Source organism: Pseudomonas sp. D4-21, from assembly GCF_051132125.1.
In the GTDB taxonomy this organism is placed as follows: Bacteria; Pseudomonadota; Gammaproteobacteria; order Pseudomonadales; family Pseudomonadaceae; genus Aquipseudomonas.
The window spans coordinates 592,176-609,749 of sequence record NZ_CP071664.1; the positions used below are offsets into that span (position 1 = coordinate 592,176).

At 62.2% G+C, this 17,574-nt stretch carries 15 protein-coding genes and 1 riboswitch; of the genes, 9 read left to right on the forward strand and 6 right to left on the reverse strand.

The window, feature by feature from the left end; all coding sequences use genetic code 11:
* Positions 1 to 18 precede the first annotated feature (18 nt).
* Both J3Q04_RS02625 and J3Q04_RS02630 read left to right on the forward strand, forming a co-directional pair.
* On the forward strand, positions 19 to 783 hold the full coding sequence (locus tag J3Q04_RS02625; RefSeq protein ID WP_420766154.1) for a glycosyltransferase family 2 protein: 765 nt from the start codon (positions 19 to 21) through the stop codon (positions 781 to 783).
* Positions 784 to 831: 48 nt separating this feature from the next.
* A complete protein-coding gene (locus J3Q04_RS02630; RefSeq protein ID WP_434608130.1) occupies positions 832 to 1,935 on the forward strand; it encodes a glycosyltransferase in 1,104 nt (367 codons plus the stop codon).
* Here the strand turns inward: J3Q04_RS02630 and J3Q04_RS02635 are convergent.
* Positions 1,921 to 2,526, reverse strand: coding sequence for a toluene tolerance protein (locus J3Q04_RS02635; RefSeq protein ID WP_434611677.1), 606 nt, complete (start codon positions 2,524 to 2,526; stop codon positions 1,921 to 1,923). The genes J3Q04_RS02630 and J3Q04_RS02635 overlap by 15 nt on opposite strands.
* A 107-nt stretch (positions 2,527 to 2,633) precedes the next feature.
* Here J3Q04_RS02635 and J3Q04_RS02640 point away from each other — a divergent pair, with 107 nt between their 5' ends.
* The 4 genes from J3Q04_RS02640 to hldE all read left to right on the forward strand — a co-directional run bounded on the left by J3Q04_RS02640 (position 2,634) and on the right by hldE (position 7,811).
* Positions 2,634 to 3,806 carry an O-antigen ligase family protein gene (locus J3Q04_RS02640; RefSeq protein ID WP_420766156.1) on the forward strand — a complete coding sequence of 391 codons (1,173 nt, stop codon included), beginning with the start codon at positions 2,634 to 2,636 and terminating at the stop codon, positions 3,804 to 3,806.
* Positions 3,807 to 3,821: 15 nt separating this feature from the next.
* Positions 3,822 to 5,627 carry a lipid A export permease/ATP-binding protein MsbA gene (gene msbA, locus J3Q04_RS02645; protein ID WP_434608126.1) on the forward strand — a complete coding sequence of 602 codons (1,806 nt, stop codon included), beginning with the start codon at positions 3,822 to 3,824 and terminating at the stop codon, positions 5,625 to 5,627.
* A gap of 51 nt (positions 5,628 to 5,678) precedes the next feature.
* Entirely contained in the window at positions 5,679 to 6,305 is a 627-nt protein-coding gene (cysC, locus tag J3Q04_RS02650; protein WP_434608124.1) for an adenylyl-sulfate kinase, read from the forward strand.
* Positions 6,306 to 6,389: 84 nt separating this feature from the next.
* The gene (hldE, locus tag J3Q04_RS02655) at positions 6,390 to 7,811 is read left to right on the forward strand and encodes a bifunctional D-glycero-beta-D-manno-heptose-7-phosphate kinase/D-glycero-beta-D-manno-heptose 1-phosphate adenylyltransferase HldE (RefSeq protein WP_420766159.1); all 1,422 of its coding nucleotides are present in this window, start codon (positions 6,390 to 6,392) and stop codon (positions 7,809 to 7,811) included.
* 88 nt (positions 7,812 to 7,899) lie between these two features.
* Here hldE and J3Q04_RS02660 read toward each other — a convergent pair whose 3' ends face one another.
* From J3Q04_RS02660 to J3Q04_RS02675, 4 genes are all read right to left on the reverse strand, one after another.
* On the reverse strand, positions 7,900 to 8,865 hold the full coding sequence (locus J3Q04_RS02660; RefSeq protein WP_434608122.1) for a metal ABC transporter ATPase: 966 nt from the start codon (positions 8,863 to 8,865) through the stop codon (positions 7,900 to 7,902).
* A gap of 34 nt (positions 8,866 to 8,899) precedes the next feature.
* The gene (locus J3Q04_RS02665; protein WP_434608119.1) at positions 8,900 to 9,712 is read right to left on the reverse strand and encodes an aldo/keto reductase; all 813 of its coding nucleotides are present in this window, start codon (positions 9,710 to 9,712) and stop codon (positions 8,900 to 8,902) included.
* Positions 9,709 to 10,884, reverse strand: a complete 1,176-nt coding sequence (locus J3Q04_RS02670; protein ID WP_434608116.1) for an NAD(P)/FAD-dependent oxidoreductase — start codon at positions 10,882 to 10,884, stop codon at positions 9,709 to 9,711. The genes J3Q04_RS02665 and J3Q04_RS02670 overlap by 4 nt, the downstream gene beginning before the upstream one ends.
* Positions 10,885 to 10,993: 109 nt before the next feature.
* Positions 10,994 to 11,326: a DMT family transporter gene (locus J3Q04_RS02675; protein ID WP_109752132.1), complete on the reverse strand. Its 333-nt coding sequence runs from the start codon at positions 11,324 to 11,326 to the stop codon at positions 10,994 to 10,996.
* Between the two features lie 103 nt (positions 11,327 to 11,429).
* On the opposite strand from J3Q04_RS02675, the gene J3Q04_RS02680 reads away from it, so the two are divergent.
* Both J3Q04_RS02680 and waaA read left to right on the forward strand, forming a co-directional pair.
* Positions 11,430 to 12,320, forward strand: coding sequence for a LysR family transcriptional regulator (locus tag J3Q04_RS02680; RefSeq protein WP_420766163.1), 891 nt, complete (start codon positions 11,430 to 11,432; stop codon positions 12,318 to 12,320).
* 22 nt (positions 12,321 to 12,342) lie between these two features.
* On the forward strand, positions 12,343 to 13,617 hold the full coding sequence (waaA, locus tag J3Q04_RS02685; protein WP_434608113.1) for a lipid IV(A) 3-deoxy-D-manno-octulosonic acid transferase: 1,275 nt from the start codon (positions 12,343 to 12,345) through the stop codon (positions 13,615 to 13,617).
* A gap of 54 nt (positions 13,618 to 13,671) precedes the next feature.
* On the opposite strand, the gene J3Q04_RS02690 is transcribed toward waaA, so the two are convergent.
* The gene (locus J3Q04_RS02690) at positions 13,672 to 15,111 is read right to left on the reverse strand and encodes a TolC family outer membrane protein (protein ID WP_434564157.1); all 1,440 of its coding nucleotides are present in this window, start codon (positions 15,109 to 15,111) and stop codon (positions 13,672 to 13,674) included.
* Positions 15,112 to 15,268: 157 nt separating this feature from the next.
* A riboswitch (TPP riboswitch) is annotated at positions 15,269 to 15,374 on the forward strand.
* 175 nt (positions 15,375 to 15,549) lie between these two features.
* Between J3Q04_RS02690 and thiC the strand changes: the two genes are divergently transcribed.
* Positions 15,550 to 17,439: a phosphomethylpyrimidine synthase ThiC gene (gene thiC, locus J3Q04_RS02695; protein ID WP_420766165.1), complete on the forward strand. Its 1,890-nt coding sequence runs from the start codon at positions 15,550 to 15,552 to the stop codon at positions 17,437 to 17,439.
* Positions 17,440 to 17,574: the final 135 nt, after the last annotated feature.

Sequence of the window (17,574 nt, forward strand, 5' to 3'; positions counted from 1 at the left end):
TGACTAAATGGTATTTCAGTGCAGTTTTCCGACGATAGTGACATCACCCTGGTGGTCACCAGTTGCGGCCGGCTCGACCTGCTCAAGCGGACGCTCGAGAGTTTCGACCGTTTCAATACTGCGCCTATCCGCGAAGTGTTCATTACCGAAGATGCGGGCGACGATGGGGTGCATGAGGTCCTTCCTGCCCATTGGAAGGCGCACTGCACGGTTTTCATCAATCGGCCGAAGCTGGGGCAGCTGGCGTCGATCGATCTGGCCTACGGACACGTCAAGACAGCGTATATCTTCCACTGCGAGGATGACTGGGAGTTCTACCGCCCGGGGTTCGTGGAGGATTCTCTGACGGTCCTGCAACTGCGGCCCGAGATTCTTCAGGTATGGCTGCGCAATTATGTCTACGACCTGTGCGTCCACAGTCCCTACATTCGCTTGGGCGAGCGTCAGCTGATCGGCGGCGTGCCGTGCTATCCACTGATATCCGACAAGCCTGAATGGCAGAGTTTTTCCCTCAACCCTGGCCTGCGCCGTTTGAAGGAATACCAGTTGTGCGCCCCGTTTGCCGGTTTTGGTGGCGAAAAGGCCCTGTCGCTTCGTTACGCTCAACTGAACTTGACCGCGGTCACCCTCGAAGGGGATGCTGTTTTACACACCGGATTCGGTGTCCATGTCGAAGTACCTGTCGAACGCCAGCGCAAGGCGCGTCGCAGGCGCCGTGAGCAAATCAAGCTCTTTCTGATCCTTTTGCTCGGAGTCTGTGTTGGCTGGCTTATCAATTATTGAGTTTCTCGAAGCACGAGTTCGGGTCCGCGATCAAAGGTTTGCTGCTCGATGAGCATTATTAATGTTATGTGGGCAGGCGGTTCGCCATTCGCTTCGGTGCATAAGGTCCATCGCCAGATACTTTCACAAATCGACCCGGCGATGCCTGTCAGGACATGGCTCTTGCAGGGCTCGGAATCTGCGTGCCTGGAGGGCGTGGGTCCGGCGCGTGAATGGAACCTGACCTCGGCGAAACTCAAGGGGCGGCACTTCTGGCGCCTGTTCAGGCCCTGGATGCACAGCCGTTTTCGCCAGGCGCTGCTCGACAGCGCTGCCCAAGTGGTCCTGCTCGACGGCCTCGGTGTGGCTCGTACCCTGTTGCCAGTATTGAAGGACATGCCGCACATCCATGTGGTGGTGATATTCCACGGGGCGACACGGCTCAATGCCGTGGGCCGGGATCTGCTGCGCGGCTTTGCGCCCTCGCGCCTGGCCCTGGCTGCGGTGTCGCAGACATTGGCGGCATCGCTGCAGGAAGCGCTGGGGTTGCCGGTCACTGCGTTGCGCAGTGCATTCGATCCGGCTGGATTCCAGGCCTGCCTCCTGCCACGTGAAGAGGCTCGTGCCCGGATGCACTTGCCTTTGGCGGGCCCCCGCATATTCGGCGCCGTGGGGCGGCTGGTGGACAAGAAGGGCTTCGCCAGTTTGCTCGATGCCTTTGCCCTGGCGGCTGTCGCGCAGCCTGACTGGCGCTTGGTGATCGTCGGCGAAGGGCCTGCACGGGAAGCACTGCAGGCGCGCATCGACCAGCCGGACCTGGTCGACAAGGTATTGCTTGCGGGGCATCTGGAAGACGTGGCGAAGCTCTATAGAGCGTTCGACTGGGTGCTGGTCCCCTCCTTTGAAGAGGGCCTTGGCCTGATTCTCCAGGAGGCGATCCTGGCCGGCGTTCCGGTGCTGGCCAGTGACCTGGCGGTGTTCCGCGAACAGCTGGCCGATGCCGGTTGGTATGCGCCTGCCGGCGATGAGAGTGCCTGGGGCGAGGCGATCACGCGGGCTTCAGAGGCTTCGGCCGAAGCCGTCGCGGCGGCGCAATACCAGGCATTGGCGCCTGACGAGGCATGGGCGGGTTTCTGCCGGACCGCCCGGGAATTGATCTCAGGCAGGCAGTAGGGCGTTTTCCAGCGCTTGCATCGGAAAGCTCCCGTTCAGGTTTTCCCGCGCAATATAACGAGCGAAATGCTGCAAGTTGCGGCGCGCCAGATAGCGCGGCAATGGCGAGCGCAGGAAGCGCATGTCGGCGACATCGATCAGCCCCAGGGTGTTTTCCGGAGTGACGACGATATTGCCCAAGTGCAACGAACGAAAATAGACACCACGGGCGTGGAGGCTGCGGATCAGTTCGATCAGGTCCGGAAGGCGCTGTTGCCAGCTGAAGCTCTCCTGATTCGACAATTGGCGCAGGGTTTTTCCCGGAAGCGGCCGATACAGTACGGCGGTCATGCCGGGCTTTTGCAGTTTGTAGTAGGCAAGCACTTCGAGAGTCGGTACGCCGAGTTCTTGCAAGCGGGCCGCGTTTTTGATGAATCGCGTCGAATAGGGCCTGAACAGGGCCGACGAAAATAGCCGCTTGCGGCGAAACAGTTTGAGGATGTTTCCATCCTGCAACAGATAGACTTTTGGGCCGTAGCTGTCGGCCTCCAGAATGCTGGCGCCTTCAATCAATTGATTCAAAGCGGCTTGGGGAAGCCGTGAGGATTGCATCGTAGGGAAACCTTGTTGAAAGAACCGGTGCCGTGGCGGGCCATGATGCCCAAAAGTTTTTGTTTTAACCATGCCGGTTTGGCTGGTACATCGATTAGGAGCTTTGGATGCAAGCAACACGTTGGGCGCAGGTATGGATGGCCTTTGGCTTGTCATGGTTTTTGCTGGCGATCGCACTGGCACCCGCCAACAAGGTTTATCAACAAGGAATGATCGCATTCGTCTGGTTGCCCGCGATCCTGTTCGCCTGGCCCGCGCGGCACAGGCTGGTGGAGTTATGGCGCGCCCAGCGCTTGATCTACACGGCGTTGCTGGCATTGATGGCGTGGGCATTGATCACCCTGTTCTGGGCCGAGTCGCCGGAGCCCGTGCGCGAAGCCAAGCGGTTGTTGTACATCCTGATATTCCTGATGTTCTTCCCGATTTTCGCTGACGGTCGACCTGAGCGGGTGATCCGTATCATGCAGTGGGGCGGTGTTGGGCTAGCCCTGACGGCCTTGATGGCAATGATTCATTTCTATGGGATCGAGAACCAGCGCTGGGTGGCGCGTCTCGAGGGGCTGGGCGAGTTGTCCCATCCGATCCTGGGTGGCTACGTGATTGGCCTCGCGGCGATCTGGATGCTGCATTGGGTGCCGCGTCGTATCGGGCTGCAAGCTGTTTGTGCCGTGGCCTTGGCTCTGCTGGGCTTGTTCGTGGTCATGAGCCAGAGTCGCGGCGCGGCCCTGGCCTTGTTGCTCAGCGTACTGGCCATGCCGCTTTACTGCCGGGACTCGCGTACTCGTTTGATTGCCGCCGCGGCGCTGGTGCTGGCGATGGTGACTTTCTGGTTGCTGGAACCCTTGGTGATGGCCCGCGGAGCTTCCTATCGTCCGGAAATTTTTGCGTCCAGCCTGCAGATTATTTCCGAGCATCCCTGGGGTGGTCTGGGATTGGCAGGCGACTACCGGGTTCCTGTCGGTGGCCGTTTGTTCGACCACTCGCATAACCTGTTCACCCACGTTGCCATTCAGTTGGGCCTGCCCGGAATGTTGATATGGTGCGTGGTCTGGTTCGCGGTGCTGCGCGAGGCCTGGCGTGCCCGTGACACCCTGCTGGGCCGAGGCGTGCTGGGCATGTGGGTGTTTTCGTTCCTGGCGATGCAGTTCGACGCGGCGAGCCTGACGGGCACCCCGCGCGCCGAGTGGTTCATCACTTGGCTGCCGGTCGGCATGGCCAGCCTTTTGACCTGGGCGCGGGCCAATCCCGATGGCTGTGATAAAATCCCGCGCTCTTCCTAACCAGTGAGCTCGACGATGAGTGACGCACCGCCTAAAGCGGAACAGGATTCCAGCCTGAAAATCTATTTCCGGCTGCTGGGATACGTCAAACCCTACTTGGGCATTTTCCTGCTGAGTATCGTGGGCTTCGTGATATTTGCGTCCACCCAGCCCATGCTGGCCGGGATACTCAAATATTTTGTCGACGGGTTGAGCAATCCCGATGCGGTACTGTTTCCCAGCGTGCCGTATCTCAAGGATTTGAAGCTGCTGATGGCCGTGCCGCTGCTGATCATCCTGATCGCTGCCTGGCAGGGCCTGGGGTCGTTCCTGGGCAACTATTACCTGGCCAAGGTCTCGCTGGGGCTGGTGCATGATCTGCGGGTCGAGTTGTTCAACAAGCTGCTGGTCCTGCCCAACCGCTATTTCGACACCCACAATTCCGGTCATCTGATTTCTCGGATCACCTTCAACGTGACCATGGTCACCGGTGCTGCCACGGACGCCATCAAGGTGGTGATTCGCGAAGGCCTCACCGTGGTGTTCCTCTTCGCTTACCTTGTGTGGATGAACTGGAAACTGACCTTGGTGATGCTGGCGATCCTGCCATTGATTGCAGTGATGGTCAGCAGCACTAGCAAGAAATTCCGCAAGCAAAGCAAAAAGATCCAGGTGGCCATGGGCGACGTGACCCACGTCGCCTCCGAGACCATCCAGGGTTATCGGGTGGTGCGCAGCTTCGGTGGCGAGGCCTATGAAGAACAGCGTTTTGCCAGCGCCAGCCAAGGCAATACCGACAAACAACTGCGCATGACCCGCACCGGCGCGGTCTACACGCCGATGCTGCAATTGGTGATTTACACCGCCATGGCCGCGCTGATGTTCCTGGTACTGTTCCTGCGCGGTGACGCGACAGCGGGCGATCTGGTGGCCTACATCACCGCGGCGGGCCTGCTGCCCAAGCCGATTCGCCAACTCTCGGAAGTCAGCTCCACGATCCAGAAGGGCGTGGCGGGCGCCGAAAGCATCTTCGAGCAACTGGACGTCGAGCCCGAAGTGGATAAAGGCACGGTCGAGCAGGAGCGCGTGAGCGGCCGTCTCGATGTGCGCAACCTGAGCTTTACCTACCCTGGCGCCGATCGGGAAGTGCTCAAGGACATCAGCTTCACCGCTGACCCTGGGCAGATGATCGCCCTGGTAGGGCGGTCGGGCAGCGGCAAGTCGACCCTGGCCAGCCTGATCCCGCGTTTCTATCACCACGAAGTCGGTCAGATCCTGCTCGATGACGTGGAAATCGAAGATTATCGACTGCGCAACCTGCGCCGGCATGTGGCCCAGGTGACCCAGCACGTCACGTTGTTCAACGATACGGTGGCCAACAATATCGCCTACGGCGACCTGGCCGGCGCGCCGCGGGCCGACATCGAAAAAGCCGCCCAGGACGCCTACGCGATGGACTTCATCGCGCAGCTTCCCCACGGCCTGGACACCGAGGTCGGCGAAAACGGCGTGCTGTTGTCCGGTGGCCAGCGCCAACGGCTGGCGATTGCCCGGGCATTGTTGAAAAACGCGCCGCTGTTGATCCTCGATGAGGCCACCTCGGCACTGGACACCGAGTCCGAGCGGCATATCCAGGCCGCGCTGGACCAAGTCATGAAAGGCCGTACGACCCTGGTCATTGCGCATCGGCTGTCGACCATCGAAAAGGCCGACATGATCCTGGTCATGGACCAGGGGCGCATCGTCGAACGCGGCACCCATGGCGAACTGCTCGCGCAAAATGGCTATTACGCGCGTCTTCATGCCATGGGCTTGCATGTTCCCACCCAGGACATCGCCTGAATACGAGGCCAAGGCTATGCTCTTGTGCATGACGACGATGGAATGCTCGACATGGATGAGACAACAAGGGCATCAAAGCAACAATCGCAGGCTCAGCCGGGCGCGCTGACACTTTCGCCCTCGGACCGGGCGGCCATCAAGATCCAGCGGCCTCGCTGTTTCTGGTTGACCGGGCTGTCGGGGGCTGGAAAGTCGACCTTGGCCAATGCCCTGGAAGTTCGCCTTCACCAGCAAGGCCTGCATACCGCTTTGCTGGACGGCGACAACCTGCGCAGGGGGCTTTGCAGTGACCTTGGGATGGATGCCGGCTCCCGAAAGGAAAACGTGCGGCGAATAGCCGAAGTGGCGCGCTTGATGGTCGAAGCAGGGCTGATTGTCATCGTCGCGGCGATTTCGCCGTTTCGGGCCGATCGAGACGCGGCACGACGGCTCTTTTCCCATAATGACTTCATCGAAGTCTACGTCAGTACGCCGTTCGACGTGTGTGCCGAGCGCGACCCCAAGGGGCTGTACCGCGAAGCCCTCGCCGGGCGGATCAAGCATTTCACCGGTCTCGATAGTCCTTACGAGGCGCCGCTGGCGGCCGAATGCGAAATCGATACCAGCGAGATGGAGCTGGCCCAGGCCTGCGCGCAGATGATGGCATTGCTGTGTGAAAACAATGAAAGCGCGGCTTGATACTTCCGGTCACCGCCATGGACGAGCCTCCCCCAACCCTGTGCTAATATCGCGCCCCTGTTCATTTTGTATGTGGGATGTTCCATGAAGTTGTCCATGCCGCGATTCGATCAAGCCCCTGTATTGGTGGTCGGCGATGTCATGCTCGACCGCTATTGGCATGGCGGTACATCACGGATTTCCCCCGAGGCGCCGGTACCGGTGGTCAGGGTCGAGCACATCGAGGACCGTCCCGGCGGTGCCGCCAACGTTGCCCTGAACATCGCCGCCCTCGGCGCCCCGGCTTCCCTGGTCGGCGTGACCGGTGACGATGAAGCGGCAGAGAGCCTGGCCAACAGCCTGGAAGGCGCTGGCGTGCGGGCGATCTTCCAGCGCATCGCGCACCAGCCGACCATCGTCAAGCTGCGGGTCATCAGTCGTCACCAGCAACTGCTGCGCATCGACTTCGAAGAACCGTTCGCCACCGACCCGCTGTCCCTGGGCGCCGAGGTCGACAACCTGCTCGACGGTATCAAGGTCCTGGTGTTGTCGGACTACGGCAAGGGCGCGTTGAAGAACCATCAAGTGCTGATCCAGGCTGCCCGTGCCCGCGGTATTCCCGTGCTGGCCGACCCCAAGGGCAAGGATTTTTCCATCTACCGTGGCGCGAGCCTGATTACCCCTAACCTCAGCGAGTTCGAAGCCATCGTCGGTGGTTGCGCCGATGAGCACGAACTGGTGAGCAAGGGCGCACAGCTGATGCACGACCTGGATCTTGGGGCGTTGCTGGTTACCCGCGGCGAGCACGGCATGACCCTGCTGCGTCCCGATCATCCGGCCCTGCACCTTCCGGCCCGTGCCCGCGAAGTATTTGACGTGACGGGCGCCGGTGACACGGTGATCTCCACCCTGGCCGCGGCGATTGCCGCCGGCGAGGAACTGCCCCACGCGGTTGCCCTGGCGAACCTGGCGGCGGGCATTGTCGTCGGCAAGCTGGGTACGGCGGCGATCAGCGCCCCGGAACTGCGGCGCGCGATCCAGCGCGAAGAGGGATCGGAGCGCGGTGTGCTGGGGCTGGAGCAACTATTGCTGGCTGTCGATGACGCGCGCGCCCATAAAGAGAAAATCGTTTTCACCAACGGTTGTTTCGACATCCTCCATGCTGGCCATGTGACCTACCTCGAGCAGGCCCGGGCCCAGGGTGATCGCTTGATCGTCGCGGTCAATGACGATGCTTCCGTGAGCCGCTTGAAAGGGCCGGGCCGGCCGATCAACAGCGTCGACCGCCGCATGGCGGTCCTGGCCGGCCTTGGCGCGGTGGATTGGGTGATCAGCTTCAGCGAAGGCACGCCGGAAAACCTGTTGCGCCAGGTCAAGCCGGATGTGCTGGTCAAGGGCGGCGACTACGGTATCGACCAGGTCGTGGGTGCCGACATCGTTTCCGCCTATGGGGGCACGGTGAAGGTGCTGGGGCTGGTGGAAAACAGCTCGACGACGGCGATTGTGGAAAAGATCCGCAATAACTGATTTATCTGACAAAGCGCAGCACTTGTGGATGCGAGCACGCTCGCTCCCACAAGGGTTCGTTGTCCGGTCAGAAAAATCGGCGTCAGGCCTAACGAGCCACCTTGCTCGGGACGATTTTCTTGAGCAGTTGCCGCGCCTTGCCCTTGAGCCGGGTCAGCCCGGACTCCTTGCCCGGTGTCGTCAGCCCTTGCTGGCGTAACCAGTCCTTCCAGCGAATCCGCTCGTCACGCACCAGCCAACCGTCCTGCCGGGCGAAGCTCTCCGCCAGGTATAAGCCGCGGGTGCTGGCCGCAAGCAGCTGATCTTTCTTCAATGTATACAGTTCGGGCAGCGGTTGTCCGTCCTGCAGCGGCATCAGGTAAAGATCGGGTCGCTTGCGGTCCAGGCGCGCCACCAATTGGTCGCCCTCCAGACGCTCATCGACATGAAACAGGCTCAGTGACTTGGCTTCCTTGGGCACGTCCAGGCGCAAGTCATAAATCAATTGCAGGGAGGCCGTCGGCAGATGCACGTAGGCCCGTGGTCGTTCGATCAGTTGCAGATTGGCGCAGCGCACCGGCCGGGCCGAGCCGGACAGCGGAGCCAGGCGAAACGGCAAGGCTTCGCGATAATGCAGTGCGCTCGAATAAGGCGCCGGGAGCCAGGTGTCGTTGAAGCGTCCGCCGAGCCAACCTTCCGGTGTTTCTAAAAGGCATTCTTCGGCTATTTCGTTGATGGCGGTAAGCAGCGGCAGGTTCAGCTCATGGGCCGGGACATAGCCGGAGATCAGCTTGAGCACCACGTCGCCGCGATCCTGGCGACGCTGACGCACCAATACCCAATACTCGCGGTTCTGCCAGTGCAGGGTCAGGCGCACCGAGACGCCCAGGTTCGCAAGCTCCACGGAGAAACGCTCGGCATCGTCCACAGCCACGGGACGCCGCCGCTGCAAGGTCTGGGCAAAATTGAGCGGCATTCCCACGCTCTGGTAAGTCAGGCCTTCGGGAGTCGCTTCGACGGAAAGGGGCAGAGTCTTGAAGTTACTTGGATTTTTTCTGATGAGCGTACGCGGCATGTCGGCTCCTTCCTTAAGGCCGCGTAGGGCGGCGTCAGTTTCTGCGTAGGACCTTGGCTACGGTCGCAACGTTGTGGGCGAGGTGCAGCGGATTGATGGTGCCGACAATAGCACTGGCAACCCCGGGATGCCCAAACAACAGTTCAAAGCTGGCGCGAACCGGGTCCTCACCGGGGCTCAGGCAGGCATGACCGCTGGCCAGGGCTTTTTTCACCAGGATCGCCTTGCCGTGCTCGGCCGCGTACTCAATGACCGCCTTTTCGCTTCGTTCGTTCAGATTGTAGGTGACCATCGCGCAATCACCTTGCTCCAGGGCTTTCAAGCCACCGTCGACGGTCTTGCCAGAGAATCCGAAGCCGCCGATCTTGCCCTCGCGCTTGAGCGCCGCCAGGGTCGGGTAGACCTCGCTGTCGTCGAGGATCGCCAGGTCATTGCCGTCCGAATGCACCAGTACCAGGTCGATGTAGTCCGTTTCCAGGCGCTGGAGGCTGCGTTCAACCGAGAGCCGCGTATGAGCAGCGCTGAAGTCATGACGGGACTGGCCATCGCTGAATTCCTCGCCGACTTTGCTGACGATCACCCAGTCGTGACGCTGGCCGCGCAACAGCGGCCCGAGGCGTTCCTCGCTGCGGCCATAGGCAGGCGCGGTGTCGATCAGGTTGATGCCCAGGTCGCGCGCCAGCTTGAGCAGCATGCGCGCTTCGGTGTCATCCGGAATCTGGAAACCGCTGGGGTACTTGACGCCCTGGTCGCGGCCCAGCTTGACCGTGCCCAGGCCCAGGGGCGAAACCAACGGGCCGTTTTTGCCCAGCGGGCGACGCAGATCGTGGAGTGTCGGCTGGCTCATGGCAGCAGTTGCTCCCAGGCGGGAACGCCCATGGGCGGCTTGGGCAGGTCCGGCAGCGGGGTGGTATGGCTGGGCTGGATACCATCGCGTTGCAGCGCGGCGATCACCCGGTCGGAGAAGTCCGGGGCCAAGGCGAGCTTGGTCGGCCAGCCCACCAGCAGGCGACCCTGCTCGGCGACAAAGGCGTTATCCGGGCGGGTCAGGCCCGATTGCAGCGGCTCGGCGCGGGCGACCCGCAACGTGGCCCATTGTGCGGTGCTCAGGTCGATCCACGGCAGCAACTGGCCGAGCTCTTTCTGGGCGACGGCGATCTGCGCAGCGGGCTCGCGGGCGACGGCATCCCCCTCGGCAAGATCGCCTCCCAGATACCAGACCCATTGGCCATCGGCGGCCGGATGGGTGGTCACAGTCACCCGGGGCTTCGGCCCGCCACCCAGGCAATGGGCGTAAAGCGGCTTGAGGCTGGGGCCCTTCGCCAGGACCATGTGCAACGGCCGGGTCTGCATGGCCGGCTGGTCGAGGCCCAGGGCGCGGAGCAGGTCGGCGGTGCCGCCGCCGGCACTGAGGACGATGCGCTGGGCGCGGATTTCGCGACCGTCGACCTTCAGTCCGACAAGTTGGCCTTCCTCGTGCAACGGTTCGACCTGCTGCCCGGCCAGCAGGCTGTCGCCGGCCAGGTCTGCCAGGCGCGCGATCAGGCTGGGAACATCCACCACCAACTCGGCCAGGCGGTAGACTTTGCCTTTGAAACGCTTGTCTTGCAGGGCTGGCGGCAGTTGGTCGCCCTTGACCTGGTCGACGCGCCCGCGCACGGCCTTGCTGGCGAAAAAGCTCGTAAGGTTGCCGGCCAGGGTGCCTGGGGACCAGAGGTAATGGGCGTCGGACAACATGCGTACCCCCGACAGGTCCAGCTCACCGTCGCCCTTGAGGGCCTCGCGCCAACGGCGCGGCATGTCGGCAATGGCTTCCGAGGCGCCAGTCAGGGCTCCGTGCAACGCATACTTGGCGCCGCCATGGATGATGCCCTGGGATTTGACGCTCTGCCCGCCGCCAAGGCTGGCGCTTTCCACCAGCACGGTTGAAAACCCCTGGCGGCGCAAGCGCGCATTCAGCCAGAGGCCGGCGACTCCGGCGCCGACAATGAGGACGTCGGTGGAAATAACGGATGGCATGCAGCGACCTCGGAGGAAATTAAGCGGCAAGTTTCAAGCTTCGAGCTGCAAGTTACAAGCGAGAGGGTATCGCTTGTGCTTGCAGCTTGAGGCTTGGAGCTGCGCTGCTTCAATGTCCTGCAGTCTTGGAAAACAACTGGATCACCACCACCCCCAACACAATCAACGCCATCCCCAGCATCGCCGGCACGTCCAGTTTCTGCCCATAGATAAACAGCGCCGCGACGCTGACCATCACGATCCCCAAGCCGGCCCAGACCGCATAGGCCACCCCCACTGGAACGGTGCGCACCACCAGCGTCAGCATCCAGAACGCAGTGCCATAGCCGGCGATGACCAACAACAAGGGCAGGGGCGTGCTCAAGCCCTTGATCGCTTTCATCGATACGGTGGCGATCACTTCGGCGCAGATGGCGATGGCGAGGTAGTAATAGGCGTTCATGAGCGATTCCTCTCGGGTCGTTGCGTCGTTCGATGGGCCCATTCTAGGGAATGGCCAAATGGGGTAAAGTCATTACCTATCTGCGATAGAGATAGGTTGAGCGATGAATGTTCAATGGAACCTGGAGCAATTGCGACTGTTCGTCGGTGTCGCCGAGAAGCGGTCGTTTTCCGCGGTGGCCCGGGATCAGCGCAAGGCTCAGTCGGCTGTCAGCAGTGCGATTGCACTGCTGGAAGAGGACCTGGGGGTGAGCCTGTTCGAGCGCAGCAGTGGTCGCCAGCCCAAACTCACCGATGCGGGCGTGGCGCTGCTTGAGGAGGCCCGGGAAGTGTTACGCCAATGCGAACGCCTCAACGGCCGGGCCTTGGCCCTGATGCGCGGGCAGGAGGCATCGCTACGCCTGGCCCAGGACGAGGCCATGCCCTATCAGCCCGTTATCGACAGCCTGGCGGCGCTGGCCGAACGGTTTCCCACCCTAGAAGTGCAACTGGCCAGCGCCGCCCAGGGCGATGTGGCGCGCAAGCTGGTGGAGCGTCGCGCCGATCTCGGGTTGTTGTTTTATCACGATCAGATTCCCGAGGCGCTGGAGCGCCGGGTATTGGGTAGCGTCGAGATGGTCACGGTGTGCGGCCGGGGGCATCCCTTGGCGAGCCATGATTACGTGACCTGCCTGGAGATGGCCCGGCACCGGCAATTGCTGATGGCGACCCAATCCAGCGTCTATCCCGGCAGCGAGCAGGCCAGCCCGCAAGTCTGGCGGGCCGACAGCTTCTACGTGCTGGCCGAGTGGTTGAGAAGTGGGCTGGGCTGGGCCTGGCTGCCGCGGCACGTCGTGCAGTACCCGGCGTACCTGGGGGACATGGTCGAGCTCAACAGTGAATGGACCCCGCCGGCCCTGGTGGTGGAGCTGGTCTGGCGCCGCGACGAACCCCTGGGCCCGGCGGCCCGTTGGCTGGCGGAACGTTTTGCCGTGCAGTTGCAGGCGCTCGGCTGAAAAACCGATAAACTCCGCCGCCATGAACAGAACTCTCTATAGCGCATTGTTTTATCTGGGGCTGCCACTGGTGGCGATTCGGCTGTGGCTGCGGGCTCGCAAGGCACCGGCGTATGCGCGGCGTATCGGCGAGCGTTTCTCGTGGGGCTTGCCGACGATGGCGCCGGGCGGCATCTGGGTCCACGCGGTGTCAGTGGGCGAGAGCATTGCCGCTGCGCCGATGATTCGCGCGTTGTTGCAACGCTACCCACAACTGCCGATCACGGTGACGTGCATGACGCCCACCGGTTCGGAGCGGATCAGGGCGTTGTTCGCCGATGAGCCGCGCATCCAGCATTGCTACCTGCCTTATGACCTGCCGTGCGCGGCCAAGCGTTTTCTCGACCAGGTCCGGCCGAAACTGGCGGTGATCATGGAAACCGAACTGTGGCCCAACCACATCCATCAATGCGCCCTGCGCGGTATCCCCGTGGCGTTGGCCAACGCGCGGCTGTCGGAGCGTTCGGCGCGCGGTTATGCCCGTTTTCCCAAGCTGACCCGGCCGATGCTTGCTGAGATGGGCCTGTTTGCCGTGCAGACCGAAGCCGAGGCAGAGCGCTTTCGTCAACTCGGTGCCAGGGCGGAAACCGTTGAAGTGACCGGCTCCATCAAGTTCGACCTGACCATCGACCCGCAACTGCTGGAAAGCGCCAGTGCCTTGCGCCGTCAATGGCAAGCGGTGGAGCGCCCGGTGTGGATCGCCGCCAGTACCCATGAGGGTGAGGACGAAGTGGTGCTGGCCGCCCATCGTCGGTTGCTCGACAGCTACCCGGATGCGTTGCTGATTTTGGTGCCGCGTCATCCGGAACGGTTCGATGCGGTGGCGCAACTGTGCGAGCGTGAGGGCTTCGCCACGGTCCGGCGCTCCAGTGCCCGACCGGTCGACGCACAAACTTCGGTGCTGCTGGGCGACACCATGGGTGAACTGTTGTTTCTCTATGCCTTGGCTGACAGTGCGTTTGTCGGCGGAAGTCTGGTAGCCAACGGCGGGCACAACCTGCTGGAGCCGGCGGCGCTGGCAAAACCGGTGCTCAGCGGGCCGCACCTGTTCAACTTCCTTGAAATTGCCGCCCAACTGCGCGCGGCCGGAGCCTTGGCGGAAGTGGAAGATGCCCACGGCCTGGCCCTGGCCGTGCAGCGTCTGTTCGAACTGCCCCGGGATGCCCAGCGCATGGCCGAGTCGGGGTTGGCGGTGATGCGTCGCAACCAGGGCGCGTTGCAGCGGTTGTTGGATGGGTTGGGGCGCTTGCTCGACTGAGCTCTGTGGCGAGGGAGCAAGCTCCCTCGCCACAGGGGATTTGTCGCAGCTGTGCTACTGCGCCGGCCGCGAGCGCAACTGTTGTGCCGCCGCTTGTGCCAGGTCTGGCGGCAGGAAGTCCTTGTCCGGGTTGTAATCGGGCTTGAGGTAGCGGGACAGGGCTTGCAGGTCTTCCGGGCTCAAGGTCCCGGCGGCTTGCTTGAGGCGCAGGTTGTCCAGGATGTAGTCATAGCGGGCGTTATTGTAGTCGCGCACCGAGGTGTACAGCTGGCGCTGGGCGTCGAGTACATCGACGATGTTGCGAGTGCCCACCTGGTAGCCGATCTCCGTGGCGTCCACCGCGCTCTGGTTCGAGATGATCGACTGGCGCCGGGCCTGGACCTGCTCCACATCGGTGTTCACCGCGCGATGCAGGTTGCGGGTGTTTTCCACCACCTGCCGGCGCAGGCCTTCGCGCTGCTGCTCGGTCTGGGTGAGTTGCGAGTAGGACTCGCGAACCTGGGAGCTGGTCAGCCCGCCGCTGTAGATCGGAATGCTCAATTGCAGGCCAATGGTGCGTTGCTCGGCGTCGCCACCGTAGCGCTGGCCGGTGGGGCTTGGGTTGGTGAAGCCGAGGCCGTCGTTGTCACCTTTGCGGTACTGGGCAATTGCATCGAGGGTCGGCGCGTGGCCGGCCTTGCGCTGGCGAACGGTGTCTTCGGCGGCATCGACGGCATAGTTGCTGGCCAGCAGGTTGAGGTTCTGCCTGGCGGCGGTGTCGACCCAGGCCTTGGCGTCGTTGGGCGCCGGCGGCAGGATCGGCAGGGTATGAACGACGCCCTGGATCGAATTGTACTGGCGGTTGGTCAGGGTGATCAGCGCTTCGAAGGCATCTTCGACCTGACGCTGGGCGATGATCCGATTGGCCCGGGCGGTGTCGTAGCTGGCCTGGGATTGCAGCACGTCGGTCTTGTCCGACAGGCCCACGTCGAAACGTTCGTTGGACTGGTCGAGCTGACGCTTGAACGCGGCTTCCTCGGCCTTGGTCGAGGCCAGGTTGTCCTGGCTGCGCAGCACGTTGAAATAGGCTTCAGCGCTTTGCAGGATCAGGTTCTGCTCGGTGGCGGACAGCTGCAGCGATGCTTGTTCATTGACCGATTTGGCCGCTTGCAGCTGGAACCAGCGGTCGGCGCGGAAGATCGGCTGCGACAAGGTGGCCTGGTAAACCGTTGAGCTGCGGTTGGCGGTCATCGCCGGTTGGTCGAGCTCGGTACGGGTGTTGTTCAGGTCGGCGCCGGCCGACAGGTTGGGCAGCAGCCCGGCTCGGGCCTGGGGCACCACTTCCTTCTGAGCACCATACTGGGCACGAGCGGCGGCCAGGTCGGCGTTGTTGTCCACCGCTTCCTGGTACACGCTGACCAGATCGGTCTTGGTGGATAAAGGCGCTTCGGCGGCCCAGGCCATTCCATTGGACGCACAAGACACGGCCAGGGCCAGTGAGAGTTTGCGCAGCATGAGGCGATCCCTTACGTTCAAATTGAATGCGCATAACAGGCGCGCGGCGTAGCGAGTGTAGTTGTGCGTACGCACGGCAACAATCCTGTATTTGCGCCATTCATCACGGCTTTTGCCCAGGCGATGGCGTTCTGCGCCGGTTGTGTCTAGACTGGCCGGGTTCTTGTCGGGGTGCCTTGCTATGAGGCTGAGATCGAATAATTTCGGATCCCGTTGAACCTGATCAGGTTAGCGCCTGCGTAGGGAACAAGATTTCTCGTCACCCGGCGAGTCCTCTTGTGCTTCGTCCGGGATGTTGTTCGACAATCGATTTCCGATGTTCGAACAGGCTCGAGCAGCAAGCACAGCGTCCGCACTGTCGTGCAGGGGCGCGTCCATTCGTTACAGGTTCGCTCCGACAAAAATCCACTGCCTGGATGTGTGTCTGGAGAGCCCGTGATGACGACAAAATCAAAAAACGCGACCAACCTCAGTGAATCGGCCCAGGTCGATCAGCAATCGGTTCAGCCCTTTACCCGCTCGCAAAAAATCTACGTCCAGGGCAGCCGCCCGGATATCCGCGTGCCCATGCGCGAAATCAGCCTCGACGTGACCCCCACCGACTTCGGCGGCGAAATCAACGCGCCGGTAGTGGTCTACGACACCTCGGGCCCCTACACCGACCCGAATGTGGTTATCGACGTGCGCAAAGGCCTGGCCGACGTGCGTTCGCCCTGGATCGAAGCCCGTGGCGACACCGAGCGCCTGGCGGGCCTGAGTTCCAACTTCGGCCAGGAGCGCCTGGCCGACCCCGAGCTGACCCAACTGCGCTTCGCCCACGTGAACAACCCGCGTCGCGCCAAGCCGGGCGCCAACGTCAGCCAGATGCACTATGCGCGCAAAGGCATCATCACCGCCGAGATGGAATACGTCGCCATCCGCGAGAACATGAAGCTGGAAGTGGCCCGCGCCGCCGGCCTGCTTGACCAGCAACACGCCGGCCACAGCTTCGGCGCCAGCGTGCCGAAAGTCATTACCCCGGAGTTCGTGCGGGACGAAATCGCCCGTGGTCGCGCGATCATCCCAGCCAACATCAACCACACTGAACTGGAACCGATGATCATCGGCCGTAACTTCCTGGTGAAGATCAACGGCAACATCGGCAACAGTGCCCTGGGTTCGTCCATCGAAGAAGAAGTGGCGAAGCTGACCTGGGGCATCCGCTGGGGTTCGGACACGGTCATGGACCTGTCCACCGGCAAGCACATCCATGAAACCCGCGAATGGATCATCCGCAATTCGCCCGTGCCCATCGGCACCGTGCCAATCTACCAGGCCCTGGAAAAGGTCGGCGGCGTGGCCGAAGACCTGACCTGGGAACTGTTCCGCGACACGCTGATCGAGCAGGCCGAGCAGGGCGTCGACTACTTCACCATCCACGCGGGCGTGTTGCTGCGCTATGTGCCGATGACCGCCAAGCGCGTCACCGGTATCGTCAGCCGTGGCGGTTCGATCATGGCCAAGTGGTGCCTGGCGCACCACAAGGAAAACTTCCTCTACACCCATTTCGAAGACATCTGTGAAATCATGAAGGCCTACGACGTCAGCTTCTCGCTGGGCGATGGCCTGCGTCCGGGCTCGATTGCCGACGCCAACGATGAAGCGCAGTTCGGCGAGCTGGAAACCCTTGGCGAGCTGACCAAGATCGCCTGGAAGCACGACGTGCAGTGCATGATCGAAGGCCCCGGCCATGTGCCGATGCAGTTGATCAAAGAGAACATGGACAAGCAGCTCGAGTGCTGCGACGAGGCGCCGTTCTACACCCTCGGCCCGCTGACCACCGACATCGCGCCGGGCTACGACCACATCACCTCCGGTATCGGTGCGGCGATGATCGGCTGGTTCGGTTGCGCCATGCTTTGCTACGTCACGCCGAAGGAGCACCTCGGCTTGCCGAACAAGGATGACGTGAAGACCGGGATCATCACGTACAAGATCGCCGCCCACGCCGCCGACCTTGCCAAGGGCCACCCGGGCGCGCAGATCCGCGACAACGCCTTGAGCAAGGCGCGTTTCGAGTTCCGCTGGGAAGACCAGTTCAACCTCGGCCTGGACCCGGACACCGCCCGTTCGTACCACGATGAAACCCTGCCGAAGGACTCGGCCAAGGTGGCGCATTTCTGCTCGATGTGCGGGCCGAAATTCTGCTCGATGAAAATCACCCAGGAAGTGCGTGAGTACGCGGCGAACCAGCGCATTGAAGCGGTGGACGTCGAAGTCGCCCAGGGGATGGCCGAGCAGGCGGAGCGGTTCAAGCAGGAAGGTAGTCAGCTTTACAAGAAAGTGTGATTTGAGCTGGGGGCGGTGGTGACTTTACTGCCGCCTTCGCGAGCAGGCTCGCTCCCACAGTGGAACTCGGTCGTTCACAAAACTTGTGTTCACCGCAGGTCTATTGTGGGAGCGAGCCTGCTCGCGAAAGCCATC

Coding starts and splice junctions, on each gene's coding strand:
- J3Q04_RS02630 (WP_434608130.1), top strand. CDS start 832: ATGAGCATTATTAATGTTATGTGGGCAGGCGGTTCGCCATTCGCTTCG.
- J3Q04_RS02635 (WP_434611677.1), bottom strand. CDS start 2,526: ATGCAATCCTCACGGCTTCCCCAAGCCGCTTTGAATCAATTGATTGAA.
- J3Q04_RS02640 (WP_420766156.1), top strand. CDS start 2,634: ATGCAAGCAACACGTTGGGCGCAGGTATGGATGGCCTTTGGCTTGTCA.
- msbA (WP_434608126.1), top strand. CDS start 3,822: ATGAGTGACGCACCGCCTAAAGCGGAACAGGATTCCAGCCTGAAAATC.
- cysC (WP_434608124.1), top strand. CDS start 5,679: ATGGATGAGACAACAAGGGCATCAAAGCAACAATCGCAGGCTCAGCCG.
- hldE (WP_420766159.1), top strand. CDS start 6,390: ATGAAGTTGTCCATGCCGCGATTCGATCAAGCCCCTGTATTGGTGGTC.
- J3Q04_RS02660 (WP_434608122.1), bottom strand. CDS start 8,865: ATGCCGCGTACGCTCATCAGAAAAAATCCAAGTAACTTCAAGACTCTG.
- J3Q04_RS02665 (WP_434608119.1), bottom strand. CDS start 9,712: ATGAGCCAGCCGACACTCCACGATCTGCGTCGCCCGCTGGGCAAAAAC.
- J3Q04_RS02670 (WP_434608116.1), bottom strand. CDS start 10,884: ATGCCATCCGTTATTTCCACCGACGTCCTCATTGTCGGCGCCGGAGTC.
- J3Q04_RS02675 (WP_109752132.1), bottom strand. CDS start 11,326: ATGAACGCCTATTACTACCTCGCCATCGCCATCTGCGCCGAAGTGATC.
- J3Q04_RS02680 (WP_420766163.1), top strand. CDS start 11,430: ATGAATGTTCAATGGAACCTGGAGCAATTGCGACTGTTCGTCGGTGTC.
- waaA (WP_434608113.1), top strand. CDS start 12,343: ATGAACAGAACTCTCTATAGCGCATTGTTTTATCTGGGGCTGCCACTG.
- J3Q04_RS02690 (WP_434564157.1), bottom strand. CDS start 15,111: ATGCTGCGCAAACTCTCACTGGCCCTGGCCGTGTCTTGTGCGTCCAAT.
- thiC (WP_420766165.1), top strand. CDS start 15,550: ATGACGACAAAATCAAAAAACGCGACCAACCTCAGTGAATCGGCCCAG.